Here is a 23,439-nt window from a genome sequence, read left to right as displayed (position 1 = left end):
AAGATGGGTTATCTTTATCAATGTACGATCAGATCCTTTTATTCACTTAGACTCCTATATGAAAGATTTTTTACGTATTCTTCGCCGATTTATGCCTCCTTACAAAAGGGAGCTTATTTTTAGTTTTGCTTTTAATATCCTGTCGGCGTTAATGAATGTACTATCCTTTGCTTTGATAGTGCCAATTCTTAATATCCTTTTTAAAATAAATGAGGATACATATGAATTTTTGCCTTGGATCAGCCCGGATGCAACAACTATTTTTCAGAAAGTAGAATCTGTAATGGAAGTTGCTCAGAATAATTTTTATTATCTGAGTGCTAATTATATTGAGCAATATGGAGCTTCCTCTATTTTGTTTATTCTGGCATTGGCTTTGGTTGGAATGACTTTAGTGAAGGTTGGCGTTACTTATCTAAGTTCTTTTTTCCTTATTCCGATACGTACAGGTGTAGTGCGAGATATTCGTAATCAGATAAATGATAAAATACTCTCACTTCCATTGTCTTTCTTTTCGGAAGAACGAAAAGGTGATATCATTGGTAGAATGACCGGTGATGTTGGTGAGGTAGAAAACTCAATTATGAGTTCCTTAGATATGCTTTTCAAAAATCCTATTTTGATTTTAGTATACTTCACAACGATGTTGGTTATCAGTTGGCAACTAACGATTTTTGTGTTGGTGCTACTTCCTGTATCAGGTTTTATAATGGGTCGGGTCGGGAAGACTTTAAAACGTCAGTCTACGGAAGCCCAAGAGAAATGGGGAGAGTTAATGGCTCAAATCGAAGAGACTTTAGGTGGATTGCGTATTATAAAAGCTTTTAATGCTGAAAAGAAAGTAGCTGGTAGATTTCACAAAGGTGGCGATGACTTGCGCAGAATGTCTAATAAAATAAATCGTCGTCAACAATTGGCTCATCCTATGAGTGAATTCTTGGGAACGCTGACTATCGCTATTGTGCTTTGGTATGGTGGTAATCTTATTCTTGGACACGATGCTTCTATAACTGCATCGAGCTTCATGTTTTATTTGGTGATGTTTTACAGTATTATAAATCCGGCTAAGGAATTTTCTAAATCCGCCTATGCTATTCAGAAAGGTTTGGCGTCCATGGTTCGTATAGATAAAATACTAGCAGCAGAAAGTAATATAACTGATCCTGAGAACCCTGTGCAAATACCTTTCAATGACAAGATAGAATATAAAGGAGTTTGGTTTAAGTATCAAAATAATTGGGTGTTGCAGGATATAAACCTCATAATACCTAAAGGTAAGACTATTGCTCTCGTAGGACAATCGGGTTCAGGTAAATCTACAATGGTCGATTTGCTTCCTCGTTTCTATGATGTGGATAAGGGCGAAATCTTAATAGATGGCGTTAATGTTAGAGATGCAAAGATAGTTGACTTACGTTCTTTGATGGGGAACGTGAATCAGGAAGCAATTCTATTTAATGATACATTCTTTAATAACATCACTTTTGGAGTAGATAGTGCAACGATGGATGATGTTGTAGAGGCTGCAAAAATAGCTAATGCACATGATTTTATTGTTGGAACAGAAAACGGCTATGATACTAACATTGGTGATCGTGGAGGAAAGCTTTCGGGAGGACAACGTCAGCGTGTAAGCATTGCTCGTGCGATACTTAAAAATCCTCAGATACTTATTCTGGATGAGGCAACCTCTGCTCTTGATACCGAATCGGAACGACTGGTTCAGGAGGCTCTTGAAAACTTGATGCGTAATCGTACGACTATCGTAATTGCTCACCGACTGTCTACAATAAAAACTGCCGATGAGATATGCGTAATGCACGAAGGCCGTATTGTAGAAAGGGGTCATCACAATGAGTTGTATGATCTTAACGGATACTATCGTAAATTGTGTGACATGCAACAATTCTAAGGTTACAACCTGTTTAGGTTTAGATATAGATAGAACCGATGACTCATAGTCATCGGTTCTTGTTTTTTGCACTTACTTTTGTCTCTTTATTTAAGGTCTCGGACCTTTCTGTTTCTTAAGTAAGTGGAACAGCAATAGTTTGTTATGCCTATAAGATGTAGTGATAAATATTTACTTAACTTAAAATATTGTATAATATGCAACTGTACAATTTGATGAGCGCTGATGAAAGAGCCAAACTGATAGATGAAGCAGGAGTTCAACGTCTCACACTTTCTTTTTATGCTTATGCTCATATAGCCGATCCTCAGGCTTTTAGAGATGCTCTTTTTCCGGAGTGGTCAAAACTAGATGTGCTTGGACGTATTTATGTAGCTACCGAAGGTATCAATGCGCAGCTTTCGTTGCCAGCCGCTAATATTTCAGCTTTTAAAGATTATCTGGATACTTATCCGTTTATGAAAGATATTCGATTGAATGTAGCAGTTGAGCATGATAACAAATCTTTTCTAAAACTTACGATTAAAGTTCGCGAGAAGATTGTGGCAGACGGGCTTAATGACGAAACTTTTGATGTTACCGATATTGGTGTACATCTTAGAGCAAAAGAATTTCATGAGATGATGGCTGATCCTGATACCGTGGTGTTGGATATGCGTAATCATTATGAAAGCGAAGTGGGGCATTTCGAAGGAGCTGTAACTCCTGATGTTACAACATTTAGAGAATCTCTTCCTATTATAGATAAAATGCTGGAAGAGCATAAAGAAAACAAAAACCTGTTGATGTATTGTACAGGAGGTATTCGTTGCGAGAAAGCCAGTGCTTACTTCAAGCATCAGGGTTTTAAGAATGTCTATCAATTGGAAGGTGGTATTATTGAATATACAAGACAAGTAAAAGCCGAAGGATTAGACAGTAAGTTTATTGGTAAAAATTTTGTTTTCGACAATCGCTTGGGTGAGCGTATAACCGAAGATATTATTGCACATTGTCATCAGTGTGGTAAAGCTTGTGATACACATACCAATTGTGCGAACGAAGGTTGTCACCTTCTGTTTATCCAATGTCCCGAGTGTGCCGAGGCTATGAAAGGATGTTGTTGCGATGAGTGTAGAAGTGTAGTTATGCTGCCTGAAGAGGAACAAAAAGAACTTCGTAAAGGTAAACGTAATGATGCTATGATTTTCAGAAAAGGTAAATCCCAAAGCTTATTTATACGTAGATAAACAGCGTAACAAAAGGTGACAAAAAGGTGACAAAAGTAACACTCTTTGTATACTTTTGTGTTTTAGTAAATCGCTTATTTGTAATAAATTAGTGCCTAAAAGGTTACAAAAGTTACAAAAGTAACACTCAAAACACAGTTTGTTGATTTTGTTTTTGCCAGTTTGCTGATTATAAATACATTGAATAGTTTAAGAATCCCAAAGGTGACATTTTTGTGTCACCTTTAGTTAGTACTTTGTCACCTGCTTCAAAGATCGCTTCATAGTATAGATAAACTAATGTTTTCCTAAGAGTATTTAATGATGTATTTCACTATTTGTCGTTCTACTTGAAAACACCTTTGAGTCGATTCCAGAAATTCTGTTTTATCTGGAAATTTGCCGAATTGGAATTAGCAATTTCTTTATCTGTTTTGCTGCTATTGTCTTGCTTTTTTAATTCTTCAAGAATTTGTGAGGTGTCTGCTATCAACATTTCTTTTGTATATCTCATTTGGTCGTCCATGTAATAAATCAATGCTTTGCTTTGATCTATCAGCACAACCGATATGAGTCCAATACAAACTGCTGCTGCAAAATCTGCACCCCAAACAAATAAGATTGCAGAATCTTCGTTGGTTAAGTCTGTTTTAATCCAACTTTCGTCAACTTCATCTGCATTTACAAGATAAGTCTCAAAATAAGTTTGTTGTCCGTTAATATTACAATTAAGTCCATTCTGATCAATTTTTTTTTCAAGATTTTCGAAAATCTTGAAGTCATATCCCATGTTTTGGATAGCTTCTTGAATTTGTTTGTTTGTTGGTATTTCTGCTTTTTTTAACAAAGCTATTTGAGTCATTGACATATTTTAGTTTATTTAAATTATTCAAACAGCTATTATACTTTTACTATCACATTCTTAAAATCAGAATAGCTGAAAAACAGGTCTCTACTTTATTGATTCTAAAGATAAATAATATTTAGCAAGGTTATAACTTAATGAGGGATTTTAAGTTATGTTGATTGCTTAAACTTGAGACTGTGATCTAAAAAATAGTATATTTGTTGCGATATATGCATGTTTTTATTCAATATAAGCAGAATATGGCGTTGAAGATTAACTGTCTTGTTTCCTTAATGGGTATTATGATAATGCTTTGCGGCTGTGGAGGAAAGAAGCCTCAAACCCGTGATTTTGAACAAATAAAAGAATCGGGTGAACTGACTATTATCACATTGAGCAGCTCTACGTCTTATTTTATATACAAGGACGAACCGATGGGTTATGACTATGATCTGGCAAAAGAATTTTGCGATTATTACGGATTGAAACTCAATGTAAAGGTTGCCGAAAATTCTACACGTCTCATCGAGATGCTTCAAAATGGCGAAGGTGATCTAATAACCAGCCCGATTTCTGTGCAAAATGAATTGAAGGATTCCATTCTCTATTGTGGATTGGAGCAGGTTTCTCATCAGGTATTAGTCCAAAGAACAAACAAGAGAGATTCGATGGTGACTGATGTTACTCAATTGATAGGAAAAGAGGTCTATATAAAGCACAACACAAAATATCATAAACGATTACTCAATCTGGATGCTGAGTTAGGCAATGGTATTATCATTAAAGATGTAGAGAAAGATACGGTAACGGTGGAAGACCTTATCCAAATGGTTGCCCAAAAACAGATCGACTATACAGTGGCGGACGAATATATTGCTAAATTGAATAAAACATACTATCGTAATATTGATGTCTCTCTACCTCTAAGTTTCGAACAGCGTTCTTCATGGGCTGTTCGTAAAGATACACCCGAACTGGGAAAGATTTTGAACGAGTGGTTTGCTGAAAATAGTAAGACCCGAGAATACAAATCTATTCTGAAAAAATACTTCGAGTTAAGCAAGCAGCCCGATTTTGATTTGAATGTTTTAGCCAATGTTCCTAAAGGGCATGTTTCACTTTATGATGAGATTTTCAAGAAATATGCTGCTATATCCGGATATGATTGGCATCTGTTGGCATCAGTAGCATATCAGGAATCACGCTTTAAGCCTGAGGTTGCATCGTGGGCAGGTGCAGTGGGGTTGATGGGATTGATGCCTCGTACGGCTAAAATATTTGGGATCTCCGGAGATGATCTTAAAAATCCTGAACTAAGTATAAAAGTGGGGGCTGAGCTGATAAATAAATTAGATGGGATGTTTGCTAAGATAGAGGATAAGGAACAACGACTTAAGTTTGTGTTAGCAGCGTATAATGGTGGAAATGGACACGTTACAGATGCTCAGGCTTTGGCTCGAAAGTACAATGATAATCCATATATATGGGATGGGCATGTTGAAAAATATATAGAGCTAAAAAGTAAACCCGAATATTATAATGATTCTGTCTGCAAAAACGGTTACCTTAGAGGGTCGGAAGTGGTTCAGTATGTAAAACAGGTTACATCTAACCGTGATAAGTTTAAATCTATTGAAGTAAAATCGAAGTCATAGACCAGATTTGTTGTATGTAAGGATAAAGCAACTTTATCCCGAAAATCTATTATCATGAAAATTTATTTGTCTGTTTTATTATTAAGTGTTTCGTTGTTAAGTGCTTTTGCTCAGAAGCCTATCGAAAAAGGACTAAATTCGATCTCGGAAAGAGGGGCGAAAGCGGCAGTTGGCTTTTTGGCAAGTGATGCTCTTCAAGGGCGTGGAGCCGGAGCTTTAGGAGGACAAGTAGCCTCAGAATATTTAGCTTCATATCTTACGGCTTTGGGTATTCAGTCTTTAAGTGAAACCTATTTTCAACCTTTTGAAGCATATAGTGAAGATTTTAAACAAAAGAAAAGATATCAGGTAAATCCCGATTCAATCGCTAAATATAAACAAGGAGTTCATCGTGTTTTGAATCTGCGAAATGTTCTGGGAATGATTCCCGGAGTCAACAAAAATGAATATGTGATAGTGGGAGCTCACTTCGACCATCTGGGAATGGATACAAATTTGGTGGGCGATCAAATATATAACGGAGCTGACGATAATGCATCTGGTGTATCGGCCGTAATGCAGATCGCAAAAGCATTTGTTGAAAGTGGGGTTCAGCCTCAGCGTAATGTAATTTTTGCATTTTGGGATGGCGAAGAAGATGGCTTATTGGGTTCTAAATATTTTACACAAAACTGTACATTTATCAATCAAGTGAAAGGCTATCTAAACTTCGATATGATAGGGCGTAATAATGATGAAGCAAATCCTTCTTATGTAGTTTATTTCTATACCGAAGCTAATCCTGCTTTTGGTAAATGGCTGAAAGATGATATCAAAAAATATGATTTGCAATTGACTCCTAATTACACACCTTGGGATAAGCCTGTGGGAGGAAGTGATAATGGGTCTTTTGCAAAGGCAGGTGTTCCGATTATTTGGTATCATACTGATGGGCATCCCGATTATCACAAACCAAGTGATGAGTTCTCGAAAATTAATTGGGGAAAATTAGTTGAGATAACTAAAGCATCTTATTTGAATGCATGGAACTTGGCTAACGAAAAAGAATATTAAGGAGATAAGCCTTTCTACTTTTTTTGTAGGTAGAATAACCAAACTTAGTTATATTGAATGTTACTTATTTTAGAATTTTATTTGAATGGAATTCAGGAAAAAGGTTGAAGTCCCAAAATCAGAACTAAGAATTAATCATCAAACAAAAATAGTTTTGTTTGGGTCTTGCTTTGCCGAAAATATAGGGAAAAAACTTCTCGAAAATAAATTTTCGGTCAATGTAAATCCTTTCGGCGTACTTTATAATCCCGCTTCTATCGCCCAGGCAATAGAGATGTTACAGCAAAATAGAGTTTTTACAGAAGATGACATTTTTCATCATCAGGGAATTTACCGAACTTATTTTCATCACAGTGTATTTTCAAGTTCTGATAAAGATAGCTTTCTTAAAACTATAAATGAAACCAGAGAAAAAGCTTCTGCCGACTTGAAAGAAGCCGAAGTTCTGCTCATTACTTTTGGCACTGCCTATGCTTTTAATCTCAAAGAAACAGAACAAGTAGTTGCTAATTGTCATAAACAGCCTTTAAATATCTTTAATAGAGAAAAACTTTCTGTATCGGAAATTGTTTTTTCATGGAGTAAGCTTATAGAAGAGTCTCTAAGAATTAATCCCGATTTGAAGATTATGTTCACCGTAAGTCCTATTCGCCATTGGAAAGACGGGGCACACAATAATCAATTGAGTAAAGCTGTTTTACTTCTTGCTATTGACGAGTTAATGAATAAGTTCTCCAACCTGTATTATTTTCCGTCTTATGAAATCGTTTTGGATGAGTTGAGAGATTATCGGTTTTATGCCGAAGATATGATCCACCCCAATGATGTAGCTATACAATATATCTGGGATGTTTTTACTGCTACTTATTTAGATGAAGAGACCCGAAAATTATGTGTCGAATGGCAGAATATTAGTAGAGCAATTGGTCATCGACCTTTTAATGAAGAGACAGAGGAGCATAAACAATTTTTAAAACAAACTTTGTTAAAGGTCAAATCTTTACGAAATAAATATCCTTACTCTGATTGTGAAAAGGAGCTTTTGTTACTTGAGAAAAAACTCTCCTAAAGAGTATAAACCGAGTAAATATTTGCTGCTTTATTATTCAACAAAAAAGACTTTAATTAGTTACTTATTGAAGTAAACTGAGAGTTCTAAAAACTAAATATAGAAATGACATATACTATCTCTGAAATTGCCAAGACATTAAAAATAAAAGAGGTAAACAATCCCGAATCGCCCATAAGTCATTTGTTGAGCGACAGTCGTGAAGTTTTTAATCCCGGAGAGACATTGTTTTTTGCGTTGAAGACGGCAAATAACGACGGGCATAAGTATGTTGATGAATTGTACAATCTGGGTGTACGACATTTTGTTGTACAAACTATTCATCCCGAATGGAAGAATCTTAAAGACATAAATCTTTTACATGTCAAAGACTCTTTGCTGGCCTTGCAAAAGGTGGCGACTTTTCATCGCGAACACTTTGATATCCCTGTTATAGCTATAACGGGAAGTAACGGTAAAACCATTGTGAAGGAATGGATATATCAGATGTTAGGTTCAGAGAAGAATATAACCCGATCGCCACGTAGTTATAACTCTCAATTGGGAGTTCCTTTGTCGGTATGGCAATTGAATGAAAATACAGAACTAGGGCTCTTCGAGGCTGGTATTTCTATGCCTAACGAAATGACCCGTCTGCAAAAAATAATACAGCCAACTATCGGAGTGTTTACAAATATTGGAGATGCTCACCAAGAGAACTTCAAGAATTTGAAGCAAAAATGTCTCGAAAAATTAGAGTTATTTGTCAATTGCGATGTTATAATTTGTGAAGAGGGTAATAAACTTCTTGATGAATGTATGGAGGCTACTTGTCTGTCTCAAAAAAGTTTTACATGGTCTTATAACAATCGGTCTAACAGTCCCTTACTTATACTGAAAGTTGAGAAGCTCGAAGCTAAATCGTTTATTACCTACTCTTTTCTCGGCTTACCATTTACGGTAGAATTACCCTTTACGGATGATGCTTCTGTCGAAAATGTCACTAGCAGTATAGCGGCAGCGTTATATCTGACTACATCTATCAAAACTATACAGGAAAAGGTAAAACAGCTTGAACCGGTAGCTATGCGTCTGGATGTGCGTAGAGGTAAGAATAATAATATAATTGTAAACGATACATATAATTCGGATATCAACTCGTTGAAGATTGCACTGTCTTTCTTGGGACAACAATCTGCTGAGGATTCTCCGAAACGAACTCTTATTCTCTCGGATATATTGCAATCGGGATTTTCGGATGAGGCTCTATATAAATCGGTTTCAGATCTGGCAGATTCTGCTAGCATTGGTCGGATTATTGGTATAGGTCATCATATCTCGGATCAGCAAAAGTTGTTTGCGAATATTCCCCATATCTTCTTTGATTCTACTGAGGACTTTATCTCTTCCGGAATATGGAACGAATTTCATGAAGAAACGATCTTATTAAAAGGATCACGTCATTTTGAATTTGAACGTATCAGCGAGCTTATAGAGCAAAAGAATCATGAGACGGTGTTGGATATAAATCTCGATGCTATACTTCATAATTTTAAATTCCACCGCTCGAGAATGAATCCTGACACAAAGATTATCTGTATGGTTAAGGCAGATGCTTACGGGTCGGGTTCCGAAGAGGTTGCTAAGATACTTCAATATCATAAATGCGATTATTTTGCTGTGGCAATTGCCGAAGAAGGGGTTGTATTGCGAAAAGCAGGAATAAAGACTCCTATAATTGTGCTTAATCCTGAAGTATCGGGTTTTAATCAGTTATTTGAATCGTATCTCGAACCCGAAGTTTATAATTTCAGAATTCTCGATGCCTTTATAAAAGAAGCACAACGCAGGGGAATCTCCGATTTTCCTATTCATATAAAGATGGATACGGGTATGCATCGTCTTGGCTTTGCCGAAGAAGATATACCTTTATTGTTAGAGCGTTTAAGATCGCAACAAGCTCTTAAGGTGAAATCGACATTCTCACATTTAGCAGCGAGCGAAAGTTGGGCGTTTGACGATTTTACAACACAGCAGATTTCGTTATTTAAAAAGCTTGCATCGGCATTACAAGATGGATTGGACTATCCCATTTGGCGACATATTCTTAATTCGGCAGGTATCGAACGTTTCCCCGAAGAGCAAATGGATATGGTGCGCTTAGGTATCAGCTTGTATGGCATTAGTGCCAGTGGCTTAGACGGTTTGCGTAATGTTTGTACGCTTAAAACGACGATCCTGCAAATAAAACATCTCAAAAAAGGAGAAACTGTTGGGTATGGCAGAAGGGGTGACCTTGATCATGATGCTTCTATTGCAACTATCCGTATAGGATATGCAGATGGTTTGAGCCGTCAATTTGGAAATAGAAACGGGCATGTGTTGGTCAATGGTCATTTGGTTCCTATTATCGGCAATATCTGTATGGACTTGTCTATGATCGAAATCACTGGACTCGATATTAAAGAGGGCGATGAGGTAATTCTTTTTGGAGATGAATTATCTGTTATAGATCAGGCTAAGAAGATCAATACTATTCCTTATGAGGTATTAACCTCTGTATCATCGAGGGTTAGGAGAATTTATTTCAGAGAATAATCTTTACTATATATTTGATAGGGTAGAAAAATTAGAAATGGTTGGAAGAAAAATCTTCCGACTATTTTTTGCGACTTCCCGTCCTTTTCTTTCCGGTTAACAACTTATCTTATTATTTTTTTACTATTTTTGTTTGTAATAAGATGTTAAAATTCAACGCTATGAAAAATATTAACTTTCTACTTATCTCTATCATAACTATCATGATCTGTTTTTCATTGAATTCTTGTTCTAAGGATGACGACACACAAGAACCGATGGGAACAATCCGAGTAGGTGGAAACGATCACAAAATAGTAGAGGCAGGATATACTACATGGCCTGAAAACGACATCACGTGCATTCAGTTCATCATTGAAGATTCTGAGGCTACCTACAATCAATCGCATATAGAGATAAAGATGCCTACAACTCTTACCGGAAATTGGTTTACACTTACGCAGGATAATCCTAACTGGAGTGTGATATTGCGTAATTTTTATGTAGGCGATGGAACAAATATGAATAATATCTCCGAAGGTCGGGTTAGAATTAAACAACTTGGTAATAACGACAAAGAAAACAAATGCAAATTTCAGGTTTCCTTTGAAATTACTCTGACCGACGGCACAACAGCAGTTGCCGACATTCAGGCTAAATTTCTAAATTCTTCTTTATGGGTGGGTGGGCGTTAATATGTTTTTTATATTAAAAGCACGACATGAATATATTTTTTCACCGAATTTAAATATTCCGAACCAAAAGAGATATTGAGGTGTTGTTTATATAATGTAAAGAGTGTACTTTTACGTAAATTTGTTGTTTGAACAACTAAATCAGGTGATATATCTTATTTATTGGATTATGCACGGTATTATATATTAAATAGGTCTGAGACCTTAAAATGAACACAACACATGAGTAAAAGAAATTTTCTCTGGATTTTGTTTTGCTTTGGCGCCTTAAGCGGTACTATATCAGCACAAAGAACATTAAGCCTCGAGGATGCCCGAAATCTGGCTATCCAGAATAATAAGCATCTGAAGATGGCCTCCGAGGAAGAAAAGGTTGCCTACTATGAAAAAAAGGAAGCTTACTTAAAGTATTTCCCTAAGTTTTCTGCGTCCGGAATGTATATCCGCAACGAAAAAAATCTGAACCTTATAGGTTCTTCTGCTATTCCGGGATCCATTACCATTCCCGATTTGTCGGGTATAGGAATACCTATTCCTCCCGGAACCCAGATACCAATTCCTCAGGAATTATCGGATAAAATACGATCTATTGGAGAACTCGATATAAAAAATATCTGGGTAGGTTCTATATCTATGACTCAGCCGTTGTTTATGGGTGGTCGTATTGTGGCTTATAATGATATAATGAAAAATGCTCAGGAGCTGGCAAAGTCAAAGAAAGATACCGAGCTGCAAGATGTTATTGCAGAGTTGGATGCTTCTTACTGGCAAATTGTTTCATTGGCGTATAAAAAAGATCTTGCCGAATCATACCTCAGATTGCTACAAAAGATGCATGCAGATGTCGGTTCAATGGAATCCGAAGGTGTTGCAACCAAAGCGGATGTTTTGTCGGTAATGGTAAAAGAAAATGAAGCAGATATGACTTTAACTAAGGTTGATAATGGTTTGAGTTTAGCCCGAATGCTTTTCAATCAATTATGCGGGTTAGAAATTGAAGAAAAAGTAGCTTTAGCAGATGAAAAACGCGAAATGCTGATTTCAACAGAAGCACCTATTACTCCTTCGATTGAAGAAGCTCTGCTCAACAGACCCGAAATAAAGAGTCTGGAATTAGCGACTAAAATATATAAAGGCAAAGAAAAAATAGAGAGAGCCGAGTTTTTACCCGAACTGGGATTAATGGCTGCTTATACATGGACAAACCCCAATGCTTTTGATGGTTTTCAGAATACATTCGGTGGAATGTGGAATGTAGGGCTGAAATTGAGTGTTCCTCTTAATTTTATGACCAGTTCAGCTAAACTGAGTGCTGCAAAGGCTCAGACTCGTATTCAGGAATATCAGTTAGAGGATGCAAAAGAAAAAATAGAACTACAAATCAACCAATCGGCTTTTAAACTGAATGAAGCTCACAAAAGGTATATTTCTTCGGAGCAAAATATGGAAAAAGCGAATGAAAACTTGAGATATGCTACGCTGGGTTTCGAAGAAGGGGTTATTCCTGCTTCGGATGTTTTGGCTGCTCATACGGCATGGTTATCGGCTCACTCGGAGATGATCGATTCTCAGATTGATGTAAAACTATGCAATGTATATTTGAATAAAGCACTAGGTAGAAGTTTAACTAATGTAAAACAATAAAAATAGGTCTGTGACCTTAATAAATACAGATATGAGTAGAGAAGATAATAAATCAGGATCAAAACTTATTCCGATTCTCGGTTTTGCCGCAGTTATCATTGCTGTTGCAATTTATGGATTCTTTTTTCTAAATCAAGAAGATAATACGTTGCAGGGAGAAGCCGAAATAACCGAAGTGCGTATTTCGAGCAAAGTTCCCGGACGTATCGAGAAATTCTTTGTGCAAGAAGGAGACTCTGTTCGTAGAGGCGATACTTTGGCTATACTTAGTGCCCCCGATGTTTATGCTAAGCTTTCGCAAGCTACTGCTGCGGAGCAGGGTGCTGCTGCACAAAGTAACAAAGCTCAAAAAGGAGCGCGGGTTGAACAGATTAATGCTGCTTACGAAATGTGGCAAAAAGCAAAAGTAGGAGTTGATATCGCTCAGAAGTCTTTTACACGTGTTCAAAATTTGTACAATAAAGGTGTAACAACGGCTCAGAAGAGAGATGAGGCTGAGGCAAATTATAATGCTGCCGTAGCTACCGAAAAAGCTGCCAAATCTCAATATGATATGGCACAAAACGGAGCTGAACGTGAAGATAAAGAAGCTGCATTGGCTATGTTGAACAGAGCAAAAGGTGCTGTTGCTGAGGTTGATTCTTATATAACAGAAACTTATCTTATTTCTCCTGTTGACGGACGTGTATCTGACCGTTTCCCTAATGTAGGAGAGTTGGTTGGTACAGGTGCTCCGATTATGAATGTAATGGATCTTTCGGACAAATGGGGAACTTTCAATGTGAGAGAAGATCGTTTGCAAAACTTCAAGATAGGGCAAACAGTTACTGCTTTTGTGCCTGCTCTGAATAAAGACGTACAGTTGAAAATATATTATATGAAAGACCTTGGTTCTTATGCTGCTTGGAAAGCAACTAAAACTACAGGTGGTTATGACCGTAAAACCTTTGAGGTAAGAGGGCATTTTGTAGAAAATCAGCCTGATATTTTGCCCGGAATGTCGCTTGTCATAAAAGAATAAAGGTTACAGACCTTTTATTGCTTCGGCAATTATAATAAGTAGGGGTAGCTATATTATAGCAGTAAATAATAAACATTACTTAAATAAAGAATGGCTTCAGAAAAAGGTATGTGGGTAGTCTTCATAAGGGAATGGAAACGTATATTATCTTCCAAGATTTGTATCTGGGGGATGATTGTTGCTCCATTACTTACATTTGGTTTGCTCATGTATATGATGAGTGCAGGTTTACCGACTAAGATACCCATTGCTGTGGTTGATCTCGATAATTCGTTGACTTCACGATCTTTGGTTCGTCAGTTAGATGCTTTTGCGAAGACTGATATCAAATTTAAGAGTCTTTCATTCAAAGAAGCACGTGTAGAAATGGAGCGTGGGAAGGTATACGGAGTTTTTACTATTCCCCGTAATTTTGCTAAAGATGCTATTTCGGGCAATCGTCCCAAGATAGTTTTCTATACTAATAATGCTTTTCTTATATCCGGTTCGTTATTGTTTCAGGATATGAAGACTATTAGTGTATTGGCTTCTGCATCTGTCGGTCTTCGAATGGGGGAGGCAAAAGGTTATACACAAGGGCAATTAATGCCTATTTTGCAACCTATATCCATTGAGGCACATCCTATCGGAAATCCGATGCTTAATTATTCCGTATATCTGAATAATGTGCTTACTCCGGGTATCATATTTTTGATTCTGGCTATGTTTACTATATCTAGCTTTGGTTCTGAGGTAAAGATGGGAACAGGGCGTAAGTTCCTCGATTTGGCTGGTGGTTCTACTGTAAAGGCAATATTCGGTAAGATTTTACCCTATACGATTCTCTTTTTTGTACTGTCGTTATTCTTTATGTCAGTATTGTACTATTATAATAATTTCCCGTTAAACTCAGGTTTCTTTCCTATTTGCTTTGCTTACTTGTGTTTGATACTATCGGCTCAAGGGTTTGGACTGATGTTGCTTGCAGTTTTTGGAAATTATAGATTATCGTTGAGTGCGGCAAGTTTATTAGGGATGATTTCCTTTTCTATAACCGGCTTTTCGTTTCCGTCAATAGCTATGAGCCCTGTCCTTTATGCATTAAGCTTCTTGTTTCCTCTTCGGCATTTCTTCTTGATTTATGTCGATCAGGCTCTTAATGGTATTGCATGGCAATATTCGGCTTATCACTATGCTACTCTGTTAGGATTTTTCTTTCTGGGATTGATCTGTATGGGTAGGGTTAGAAACTTTATGTACGAAAATGTATACGAAGAATGAAAAAATTATTGCTTGATATATATTACGTATGGTTACATGAGCTGAAAGTTGTCTTTCGGGATCCGGCAGTAGTACTATTGTTCTTAATAGTTCCACTTGCCTATCCGGTATTGTATGCTTTTTTATACAATAATGAGGCAGTTCATGAAGTAAAGGTTATCGTGGTAGATGAGTCTAACTCAGCTTTGTCACGAGAGTTTACGCGTAAAGTAGATGGAGCCGCCGATGTAAATGTAGTTGCGCATGTTGCCGATATGGAAGAAGCTCGCGAAGCCGTTCGCCGTAAAGAAGCATACGGAATTATATATATTCCTGCATCATTCAGTATTGATCTGAATACTGCACAGCAAACTGCCGTTTTAGTATATTCTGATATGAGTAGTATGCTTTTTTATAAGGCAATGCTGCTTACTTGTATGGAAGTGTCTCTGGAAATGGGAGCTGATATCAGGGTGAACGATATGGGGCATGGCACACGTGCGCAAGATGCTTCTACAATGGAAGCGGTAGATTATGAATGGGTGTCCTTCTATAATGTCTCCAATGGTTTTGCCAGCTTTTTGGTTCCTGCAATTCTTATCCTCGTTATTCAGCAAACATTGCTGTTGGGTATAGGTACTATTGTAGGTACTCATAATGATAAAAAGCGATTTACTGTTGCATCCCATATGTCGGAAGGGAAAAATATTCATCCCTTGAAATTGACTATTGGTAAGGGTTTCTGTTATAGTACTCTGTATATAATCACATCTGCATGGGTGTTGCGAGTTGTTCCCTATTTGTTTAATCTCCCTCAGATTGGAGATCCTTTGACTATTGCAGTGTTTCTTTTTCCTTATATTCTGGCGGCTACCTTTTTTGCTATGACTTTATCTTACTTCTGTTCTCAACGAGAGTTTGTAATGTTATTAGTTGTATTTACTAGTGTGCCGTTTTTGTTTATGTCAGGAATTTCATGGCCTTGGGTGTCTATACCTCCCGTCTTGAAGGCTATTGCATATCTTCTGCCATCCACTCCGGGCATTCATGGTTTTGTAAGCATCAATACGATGGGTGCAACTCTCTCCGATGTTTGGTTTGAGTATGTAGTTCTGTGGGTTCAGGTGGTTGTTTATTGGGCACTTGCCACTATGATGTATTATTGGTGGATAGATAATTACGATCCAAAATATAAAGGAAAACATCCTTCAATGAGTAAATTTTAAGGTCACATAACTATTTCTAATATTTGTCCTTATTGTAAAAGAAGAGCCGCATTGTGTGCTCTTCTTTTATGCTTAATAGAATTATTGACTAATCAATAGTTTTTTATATATTTGTAAAAACAGATTATTATGAACAATTTATATTCGCTGGGATTCCTATTAAACAGAGCCTCTTTTTCATTGGATAAAATGTTGAGGATAGAGCTTAAGCGAAACAATATTGAGCTGCCACACTCGCAGTTTATAGTCCTCAGGTGCTTGTACTATAAAGATGGATTGAGTCAACAGGAAATAGCTACTTTGCTTTGCAAGGATGCGGCGGCTATAAAGCGTACCATTGATAACCTTGAAGACAGAGGTTTGGTATGTCGTATTCATGTTTCACAACGTGAAAACGCTATTCAAATAACAGAAGAGGGCAAGAACTTGATGCCTTTGGCTCTTAAGTGTGGCGATTTGGCTCTCGAAAAGGTACTCAAAGATATAAATTCGGCTGAATACGAATTGCTGAAGCAGCTTTTGCAACGTATCTATTCGAATGTAGAAGAGTCAAAATAATTTTTTTCTTTTAAATATTGACTATCAACTATTAAACTAACAATATGAAAAAATTAGGATCAAAAGGTATCAAAGTTCTTAAAATACTCCACTTAATATTTGCCATGATATGGACTAGTGGAGCCATAGCTATGGTGCTTATTACATTTTTGTCAAAGGCACAATCGGTAGATGAGCTACATATGAAATACAGCATACTGCTTGTGGTAGATAATTGGCTAATAATTACGGGTGCTATGACCAGTTTAGTTATTGGCATTGTGTATGGAATATTTACTAACTGGGGCTTTTTCAAACATCGATGGATTATTGTTAAATGGATAATCACTGTGGCTCAGATACTGTTCGGTACATTTGCTTATCATCCTGCGCTTACTCAGAATCTGAGTCTTATAAGCGAATTGAAAGAGGAAGTTGTTTATAATGCTGAGTTTATTGCAAATAATAGGTTTATGGAAATCAGTGGATTCTTTCAATCGGGTTTGTTATTGTTTATGATTGTAATTTCTGTCTTTAAACCTTGGAAATCAAAAAAGCGCTAGTTTAGCTTTCATGTTTTGTAGGAAATAAAAAAGAGCTCAAATAGTTGAGCTCTTTTTTATTATGGTATATCTATTGGTCTTAATGTTTAAACCAACTATCAGGAATTTCTTGTACTGCACCTCCATTGAAACTGTATTGAAGTTTTAGTGTGTAACCACCACCTCCTTCAAGGAAATCTAATTGAAAGGGTTGCAAGCCTTTTTCTAAGGCTACCTGTCCGCTTTTCATTATGGCAGAATGTTGTCCGTCGTTATCCACAACAGTTTCTCCGGCTATATAAAGCACTCCGCCATCGTCGCAATTGAAGAAGAAACTATAAATACCTGTTTCGGGAACATTGATATATCCGTTGAATTTCAATCCGAACGAATTAGTTTCTTTTGGGGCTTGAATGTTTGGCACTACGAATGTTTCATCGGGAGTACCTACTATTTCTTTAGTGTTTTTGTAAAACTTATTGAAGAAATCGCAACGAAGCCCTGCATTCGTGTTTTCTACTATTACAGCTTTACTTAAAGTTGTAGGTCTAAAATTTAGACTGTATATCTCACCTCTCACTCCTCCTGAACTGAATAGAGCCATTTTTAGAAGCGTTGGTTGAGATATTGAGATGGGTTGCGATAGTTTGGGCGAATCAACAGTCGGAATGTCTCCATCAAGCGTGTAGTGTATAGTCATATCGGGAAGTGGGCTGTTTACCATAAAATCGGTTGATCCTATAAAAACATTCTCTTGGGCAAATCCTTCAATATCGGGCAATCTGTAATTTATTCCCAGAGCATCAAGTCTTGGATATTGTTTTAGAAGACGTTGAGAAAATTCGTCAAACCTACCGGTGTTATTTGTCCATGTGCGTTCTGCCAATGCAATCATACGAGGATACATCTGGAATTCGGCTTGTTGTTCAGTCGGAATCATTTCCGTCCAAAGATTAGCTTGTGCTCCTTGTATCAGATGTGCTTTGTCCGCAGGTACATCCGCCGGAATCACTTCCATGTGGTATACATTATTTACACTGATATTATTGTTAACATAGTCGAAGTAAAGAGGATTTGTAGGAGTCATTATCACTTCGCTATTTCCTAATACAGCTTTTTTAGGAGCATCTTTTACCCAGCCTCTCCAATACATAATGGTTACATTTGGATTTGTACCTCCTTCGAGTATTTCGTCCCAAGCAATAATTTTTTTACCGTGGGATTCTACAAATTCTTGCATTTCGTGTACAAAGTGGCTCTGTAGTTTATCCACATCTTCGAGTCCATTGGCTTTCATAAATTCTTTACACAGTTCTGAATTGCTCCACGATTTTTTGTCTACTTCGTCTGCTCCAATATGAATGTATTTCGAAGGGAAAAGGTCAATTACTTCTTGTAGTACATCTTTTGTAAAAGTGTATGCTTCTTCTTTACATGGACAAACAGGAGTTGAGAAAAGCTCTCCCCATTCTGATTTTTGTCCTTCAATAAGATAAGGATACGAATTGATGGCAGCCATCATATGTCCGGGAACATCTATTTCGGGGATAATTTCAATATGTTTCGATTGAGCATATGCGATAAGATCTTTCATTTCTTCCTGAGTATAGAATCCACCATACACCGTTTTTCCATCTTTTTCATGGATAAAACGAGGGTCAATCTTGAAATTCGGATTCTCTACCGCTTTTTTCATACAAGCAGAATCTTGGTTGTTGAATGTACGCCATGCACCTTCGTTGGTCAGCTTTGGGTATTTCTTAATCTCAAGGCGCCATCCTTGGTCGTCAGTTAAGTGTAAATGGAATTTATTGAATTTATAGAGAGCAAGTCTGTCAATATGTTTTTTCAGATAATCAAGAGTGAAAAAGTGACGAGATACATCAAGATGCATTCCTCTCCAGCTAAATGCGGGGCTGTCTTCAATTTTCAGACTTGGTATTGAAACAGATGTCAGAGTATTATTTCCAACAGTTTCGATAGTCGGAGGTAGTAATTGTCTGATAGTTTGTAATGCATTGAATGCTCCGTGCCCGTTACTTGCCGATATAGTAATTTTATCGGGTGTAACTTCAAGGGTATAAGCCTCTGCTTTTTCTAACTGAGAATTGTATTTTATTTCAATTACATTTTTGGTTCCACTTTTAGCAATAAATACGTCTTTACCGATAGCCGATTTCAGCAATGATTGCAGGTAGGTTGCTTCATTGTTGAATTTGGACATGTCTGCTACAACGATTTTTGTATTTCCGTTAATCGCAAAACTTCCACTTCCGGTTTGAATATTGGAAGGATAGGGGATAAGGGGTAATTCCTGTGCTTTCGAATTTTGTGCACAAAGAAAGATCGCACAAAGAAGGAATAAAAGTACAAAGAGCTTTTTCATGGTTTATAGTTGGTTTATAGAATGAGTATGTAAATATACAATTTTTAGATAATATGGTGTGTTAAATTAAGAAATAGGTTTTGATTTTAGATCTTAGATTTTTTTATGGTTTCGATAAGCATAATTATAACTGATAGTTATAATTGAGGAATGTATATTAAATCTTTTCTATTACTTATTTGGGGTTAGTGTTATTATGACAAATAATCAATATATTTGAAGATTGAATAACCAATAATGTTACATAAAATATTAATATCAATGAAAAAAACATTCCTAACCGCTTTTATTACGGCGTCGGCTGTTTTAAGTCTGACAGCCCAAAATCCGGCGATAGATAAACGAGTAGATGATTTGCTTAAACAAATGACCCTCGAAGAAAAAGTCGGGCAATTGAATCAATACACGGGAGAGTGGTCTTCGGCTACCGGACCGATAACGAAAGATGGAGATAAACAAAATCAGATTCGTACGGGTCAGATAGGCTCTATGCTAAATGTAAAAGGTGTGGCTCATACTCGTCAATGTCAGGAAATGGCAATGCAATCGAGATTGAAAATTCCTTTGCTTTTCGGACAAGATGTGATACATGGTTATAAAACTACTTTTCCTATTCCATTGGCTGAAGCTGCCAGCTGGGATTTAGATGCTATTGAATTAGGAGCACGTATTGCTGCTGTAGAAGCTGCTGCGAGCGGTATTCACTGGACATTTGCTCCGATGGTAGATATCGGCCGTGACCCTCGTTGGGGGCGTGTGATGGAAGGTGCAGGAGAAGATCCTTATCTGGGTTCTTTAATTGCAAAAGCCAGAGTAAAAGGTTTTCAGGGAGAAAAATTAGGCGATATAACAAGTGTAATGGCTTGTGCTAAACACTTTGCTGCTTATGGTGCTGCCGTTGGCGGACGTGATTATAATTCGGTAGATATGAGTGAACGTATGCTTTGGGAAGTATATCTGCCTCCTTTCAAGGCTGCTTTAGATGCAGGTGCTGCCACTTTTATGAATTCGTTTAATGACCTGAATGGTATTCCCGCAACCGGGAGTGTATTCCTGCAACGTGATATTCTAAAAGGACTATGGGGTTTTAAAGGCTTCGTGGTGTCTGATTGGGGATCGATTGGAGAGATGAAGCAGCATGGTTTTGTGAAAGATGGAAAAGATGCTGCTTTGGCTGCTATTGTTGCAGGAAGCGATATGGATATGGAGAGTAGATGTTATAAAAATAATCTGGCAGATTTAGTTAAAGAAAAGAAAGTAGATATTGCTTTGGTTGATGATGCTGTAAGACGTATTCTGTATAAGAAATTCGAAATGGGATTATTTGAAGATCCTTATAAATATAGCGATGTCAAGAGACAAGAGGCTGCTATGAATAACCCCGAGCATACTAAAGCTGCACGCGAGATAGGAGCTAAAAGTATTGTATTGTTGAAAAACGAAAATAATGTTTTACCACTATCTAAAGAAACCAAAACAATTGCTTTTATAGGACCTTTGGTAAAAGAATACAGGCAAAATCTTGGTTTCTGGTCAGTAGAACTGGATGAGGTAGATTATGATAAATTTATTGTATCACAATGGGACGGCCTACAAAATAAAGTTGGCAAAACGTCTAAATTGCTTTACGCTAAGGGGTGTGAAATAGAAGGAGAAGACAAAAGCGGATTTGCTGAGGCTGTTTCCATAGCTAACCAAGCAGATGTGGTAATATTGAGTATCGGAGAAAGACGCGATATGAGCGGCGAAGCGAAAAGCCGTAGTGATATAAGTTTACCCGGTGTTCAGGAGGAATTGGTAAAAGCTATTCAGGCAACAGGCAAACCCGTTGTTGTTCTAATCAATGCAGGTCGTCCATTAGTGTTTAATTGGACTGCTGATAACGTTCCTGCTATTCTTTATACATGGTGGTTGGGATCGGAAGCCGGAAACTCTATTGCTGATGTATTATTTGGTGATGTAAACCCTTCAGCAAAATTACCTGTGACCTTTCCTAGATCAGTTGGACAAATTCCGATTTATCACAGCTATTTCAATACAGGCAGACCTGCTAAAAATGAAAATGATTTGAATTACGTTTCTGCTTATATTGACTTGCCTAATAGTCCTAAGTTTCCATTTGGATATGGTTTGAGTTATACTACATTCGGATATTCGGATTTGAAACTTTCGAAGAAACAAATCAGTAAAGGTGAAACTATTGAGGTTACTGCACGCATAACTAATACAGGAAAGTATGCAGGCGAAGAGGTAGTTCAATTGTATTTGAGAGATAAAGTAGGCTCAGTTGTAAGACCTGTAAAAGAACTTAAAGGTTTTGAGAAAATAAAACTGAACGCGGGCGAAAGTAAAGTAGTTACTTTTGTTATTGATAATGAAAAGCTGTCTTTTTACAATCAAAAATTAGAATTTGACTCTGAAGCGGGTGAATTTGATCTTATGATCGGTTCTTCGGCGGAAGATATCAGATTGAAATCTGAATTTGAGTTGCTTTAACTTCTATATAAAGGAAAAAGCCTGAAGAAATCTTTAGGCTTTTTTTGCTCTCCCTCTTGGACTTGAACCAAGGACCCTCTGATTAACAGTCAGATGCTCTAACCAACTGAGCTAAGGAAGAGTATAAACTCTCGGATAATTCTAACAAAAAAAGCTCTCCCTCTTGGACTTGAACCAAGGACCCTCTGATTAACAGTCAGATGCTCTAACCAACTGAGCTAAGGAAGAATATTTTTTTAGTACTTTTCTCCAAAAGCGTAGCAAAAGTAGAGCTTATTTCCGAATTATGCAATATCTTTGCATGAAAATTTAATAAAAATGAAAGTATTAGGAATGGGAAACGCCCTAGTGGACGTTTTGGCCTTGAAAGACAACGATATTCTACTTGAAGAGTTAGAGCTTCCAAAAGGGAGTATGCAGTTAATTGACGAAGTGAAAAAGGAATCTTTGCACCTTGCGATAGCAGACAGAGAGAAATTTGTGGCTTCGGGAGGTTCTGCTTCCAATACAATTAATGGTCTTGCACGTTTAGATATTGCTACGGGTTTTATCGGACGAGTGGGTAAAGATTTTTATGGAACTTATTATAAACACGATCTTGATAAATGTAAAGTAACATCGCATTTAATTATAACTGATGATGAGGCTTCGGGTATTGCAACAACTTTTGTTTCGAAAGACGGGCAACGTACATTTGGAACATTCTTGGGTGCAGCAGCGGGATTAACAGCAGAAGATCTTAATGAATCGGATTTTGTAGGTTATGACTATTTTTACATCGAAGGATATTTAGTGCAAAATCTGGATTTGATCCGTAAAGCCATTACATTAGCTAAAAAAGCAGGCTTAACGGTGGTGCTTGATATGGCGAGTTATAATGTAGTAGAAGCTAGTCGTGATTTTTTACTTGAGATTATCCCTGATTATATTGATATTATTTTTGCCAACGAAGATGAAGCAAAAGCATTATTGAATGTTGATGCTGAGGCAGCATTGGATATGCTTGCCAAAGATGTAGAGATAGCTATTGTGAAAGTAGGAGAGAAAGGTTCATGGATAAAGAGAGGTGACGAAAAAGTATTTGTACCTGCCCTTAAAGTAAATTGTATTGATACTACAGGCGCAGGAGATTTATATGCAGCCGGATTTTTATATGGTTTGATTAAAAATCAAACATTAGCCGAAAGCGGAAAGATAGGTACATTACTTGCCGGAAATGTAATACAAATAGTAGGTCCAAAGATGGATGATGCTAAATGGGATGAATTGATTGCAGAGCTGGCTAAATAAGCTTAAATTATAGAATTTTTAGAATAAAAGGGGAAAGTAATTTTTCCCCTTACTTATTTTTTG

The 23,439-nt window shown here is 37.0% G+C and carries 17 protein-coding genes and 2 tRNA genes; 15 read left to right on the top strand and 4 right to left on the bottom strand.

Annotated elements, in window-relative coordinates; genetic code table 11:
• Positions 1-58 precede the first annotated feature (58 nt).
• Both CLV62_RS14055 and trhO read left to right on the top strand, forming a co-directional pair.
• Positions 59-1,912, top strand: a complete 1,854-nt coding sequence (locus CLV62_RS14055) for an ABC transporter ATP-binding protein (protein WP_110311415.1) — start codon at positions 59-61, stop codon at positions 1,910-1,912.
• A gap of 197 nt (positions 1,913-2,109) precedes the next feature.
• Positions 2,110-3,141 carry an oxygen-dependent tRNA uridine(34) hydroxylase TrhO gene (gene trhO, locus CLV62_RS14050; protein WP_110311414.1) on the top strand — a complete coding sequence of 344 codons (1,032 nt, stop codon included), beginning with the start codon at positions 2,110-2,112 and terminating at the stop codon, positions 3,139-3,141.
• Between the two features lie 325 nt (positions 3,142-3,466).
• Here trhO and CLV62_RS14045 read toward each other — a convergent pair whose 3' ends face one another.
• A complete protein-coding gene (locus CLV62_RS14045) occupies positions 3,467-3,982 on the bottom strand; it encodes a hypothetical protein (protein ID WP_110311413.1) in 516 nt (171 codons plus the stop codon).
• Positions 3,983-4,227: 245 nt separating this feature from the next.
• On the opposite strand from CLV62_RS14045, the gene CLV62_RS14040 reads away from it, so the two are divergent.
• From CLV62_RS14040 to CLV62_RS13990, 11 genes are all read left to right on the top strand, one after another.
• A complete protein-coding gene (locus CLV62_RS14040; protein ID WP_110311451.1) occupies positions 4,228-5,622 on the top strand; it encodes an MltF family protein in 1,395 nt (464 codons plus the stop codon).
• A gap of 54 nt (positions 5,623-5,676) precedes the next feature.
• Positions 5,677-6,675 carry a M28 family metallopeptidase gene (locus CLV62_RS14035; RefSeq protein WP_110311412.1) on the top strand — a complete coding sequence of 333 codons (999 nt, stop codon included), beginning with the start codon at positions 5,677-5,679 and terminating at the stop codon, positions 6,673-6,675.
• Positions 6,676-6,760: 85 nt separating this feature from the next.
• A complete protein-coding gene (locus CLV62_RS14030) occupies positions 6,761-7,744 on the top strand; it encodes a GSCFA domain-containing protein (protein WP_110311411.1) in 984 nt (327 codons plus the stop codon).
• A 105-nt stretch (positions 7,745-7,849) separates the two neighbouring features.
• Positions 7,850-10,321 carry a bifunctional UDP-N-acetylmuramoyl-tripeptide:D-alanyl-D-alanine ligase/alanine racemase gene (locus CLV62_RS14025; RefSeq protein WP_110311410.1) on the top strand — a complete coding sequence of 824 codons (2,472 nt, stop codon included), beginning with the start codon at positions 7,850-7,852 and terminating at the stop codon, positions 10,319-10,321.
• A 161-nt stretch (positions 10,322-10,482) separates the two neighbouring features.
• Positions 10,483-10,995, top strand: coding sequence for a hypothetical protein (locus tag CLV62_RS14020; protein WP_146212751.1), 513 nt, complete (start codon positions 10,483-10,485; stop codon positions 10,993-10,995).
• Between the two features lie 222 nt (positions 10,996-11,217).
• The gene (locus CLV62_RS14015) at positions 11,218-12,639 is read left to right on the top strand and encodes a TolC family protein (RefSeq protein ID WP_110311408.1); all 1,422 of its coding nucleotides are present in this window, start codon (positions 11,218-11,220) and stop codon (positions 12,637-12,639) included.
• A gap of 31 nt (positions 12,640-12,670) precedes the next feature.
• Positions 12,671-13,660: an HlyD family secretion protein gene (locus CLV62_RS14010; RefSeq protein ID WP_110311407.1), complete on the top strand. Its 990-nt coding sequence runs from the start codon at positions 12,671-12,673 to the stop codon at positions 13,658-13,660.
• 90 nt (positions 13,661-13,750) lie between these two features.
• Entirely contained in the window at positions 13,751-14,920 is a 1,170-nt protein-coding gene (locus CLV62_RS14005; RefSeq protein ID WP_110311406.1) for an ABC transporter permease, read from the top strand.
• Positions 14,917-16,125 (top strand): ABC transporter permease, encoded by a 1,209-nt coding sequence (locus CLV62_RS14000; RefSeq protein WP_110311405.1) that lies wholly within the window; start codon positions 14,917-14,919, stop codon positions 16,123-16,125. Before CLV62_RS14005 ends, CLV62_RS14000 begins: the two co-directional genes overlap by 4 nt.
• 129 nt (positions 16,126-16,254) lie before the next feature.
• Positions 16,255-16,683, top strand: coding sequence for a MarR family winged helix-turn-helix transcriptional regulator (locus tag CLV62_RS13995; protein ID WP_110311404.1), 429 nt, complete (start codon positions 16,255-16,257; stop codon positions 16,681-16,683).
• A 44-nt stretch (positions 16,684-16,727) separates the two neighbouring features.
• A complete protein-coding gene (locus tag CLV62_RS13990) occupies positions 16,728-17,225 on the top strand; it encodes a hypothetical protein (protein WP_110311403.1) in 498 nt (165 codons plus the stop codon).
• A gap of 79 nt (positions 17,226-17,304) precedes the next feature.
• Here the strand turns inward: CLV62_RS13990 and CLV62_RS13985 are convergent, their stop codons facing one another.
• On the bottom strand, positions 17,305-19,590 hold the full coding sequence (locus CLV62_RS13985) for a family 20 glycosylhydrolase (protein ID WP_110311402.1): 2,286 nt from the start codon (positions 19,588-19,590) through the stop codon (positions 17,305-17,307).
• Between the two features lie 261 nt (positions 19,591-19,851).
• On the opposite strand from CLV62_RS13985, the gene bglX reads away from it, so the two are divergent.
• Entirely contained in the window at positions 19,852-22,086 is a 2,235-nt protein-coding gene (gene bglX, locus CLV62_RS13980; RefSeq protein ID WP_110311401.1) for a beta-glucosidase BglX, read from the top strand.
• Positions 22,087-22,133: 47 nt separating this feature from the next.
• On the opposite strand, the gene CLV62_RS13975 is transcribed toward bglX, so the two are convergent.
• Both CLV62_RS13975 and CLV62_RS13970 read right to left on the bottom strand, forming a co-directional pair.
• Positions 22,134-22,207 (bottom strand) — tRNA-Asn (locus tag CLV62_RS13975).
• A 33-nt stretch (positions 22,208-22,240) separates the two neighbouring features.
• Positions 22,241-22,314 (bottom strand) — tRNA-Asn (locus CLV62_RS13970).
• A 90-nt stretch (positions 22,315-22,404) separates the two neighbouring features.
• Between CLV62_RS13970 and CLV62_RS13965 the strand changes: the two genes are divergently transcribed.
• Positions 22,405-23,376, top strand: a complete 972-nt coding sequence (locus tag CLV62_RS13965) for an adenosine kinase (RefSeq protein ID WP_110311400.1) — start codon at positions 22,405-22,407, stop codon at positions 23,374-23,376.
• Positions 23,377-23,439 lie beyond the last annotated feature (63 nt).

This window comes from Indolivaga alginatilytica (assembly GCF_003201355.1).
In the GTDB taxonomy this organism is placed as follows: domain Bacteria; phylum Bacteroidota; class Bacteroidia; order Bacteroidales; family Dysgonomonadaceae; genus Dysgonomonas_A; species Dysgonomonas_A alginatilytica.
This window is presented reverse-complemented; position numbering and strand designations above follow the sequence as displayed.

What these genes read in the sequence shown, in the direction of transcription:
- CLV62_RS14055 (WP_110311415.1), top strand. Translation starts at nt 59, where the DNA reads ATGAAAGATTTTTTACGTATTCTTCGCCGATTTATGCCTCCTTACAAA.
- trhO (WP_110311414.1), top strand. Translation starts at nt 2,110, where the DNA reads ATGCAACTGTACAATTTGATGAGCGCTGATGAAAGAGCCAAACTGATA.
- CLV62_RS14045 (WP_110311413.1), bottom strand. Translation starts at nt 3,982, where the DNA reads ATGACTCAAATAGCTTTGTTAAAAAAAGCAGAAATACCAACAAACAAA.
- CLV62_RS14040 (WP_110311451.1), top strand. Translation starts at nt 4,228, where the DNA reads ATGGCGTTGAAGATTAACTGTCTTGTTTCCTTAATGGGTATTATGATA.
- CLV62_RS14035 (WP_110311412.1), top strand. Translation starts at nt 5,677, where the DNA reads ATGAAAATTTATTTGTCTGTTTTATTATTAAGTGTTTCGTTGTTAAGT.
- CLV62_RS14030 (WP_110311411.1), top strand. Translation starts at nt 6,761, where the DNA reads ATGGAATTCAGGAAAAAGGTTGAAGTCCCAAAATCAGAACTAAGAATT.
- CLV62_RS14025 (WP_110311410.1), top strand. Translation starts at nt 7,850, where the DNA reads ATGACATATACTATCTCTGAAATTGCCAAGACATTAAAAATAAAAGAG.
- CLV62_RS14020 (WP_146212751.1), top strand. Translation starts at nt 10,483, where the DNA reads ATGAAAAATATTAACTTTCTACTTATCTCTATCATAACTATCATGATC.
- CLV62_RS14015 (WP_110311408.1), top strand. Translation starts at nt 11,218, where the DNA reads ATGAGTAAAAGAAATTTTCTCTGGATTTTGTTTTGCTTTGGCGCCTTA.
- CLV62_RS14010 (WP_110311407.1), top strand. Translation starts at nt 12,671, where the DNA reads ATGAGTAGAGAAGATAATAAATCAGGATCAAAACTTATTCCGATTCTC.
- CLV62_RS14005 (WP_110311406.1), top strand. Translation starts at nt 13,751, where the DNA reads ATGGCTTCAGAAAAAGGTATGTGGGTAGTCTTCATAAGGGAATGGAAA.
- CLV62_RS14000 (WP_110311405.1), top strand. Translation starts at nt 14,917, where the DNA reads ATGAAAAAATTATTGCTTGATATATATTACGTATGGTTACATGAGCTG.
- CLV62_RS13995 (WP_110311404.1), top strand. Translation starts at nt 16,255, where the DNA reads ATGAACAATTTATATTCGCTGGGATTCCTATTAAACAGAGCCTCTTTT.
- CLV62_RS13990 (WP_110311403.1), top strand. Translation starts at nt 16,728, where the DNA reads ATGAAAAAATTAGGATCAAAAGGTATCAAAGTTCTTAAAATACTCCAC.
- CLV62_RS13985 (WP_110311402.1), bottom strand. Translation starts at nt 19,590, where the DNA reads ATGAAAAAGCTCTTTGTACTTTTATTCCTTCTTTGTGCGATCTTTCTT.
- bglX (WP_110311401.1), top strand. Translation starts at nt 19,852, where the DNA reads ATGAAAAAAACATTCCTAACCGCTTTTATTACGGCGTCGGCTGTTTTA.
- CLV62_RS13965 (WP_110311400.1), top strand. Translation starts at nt 22,405, where the DNA reads ATGAAAGTATTAGGAATGGGAAACGCCCTAGTGGACGTTTTGGCCTTG.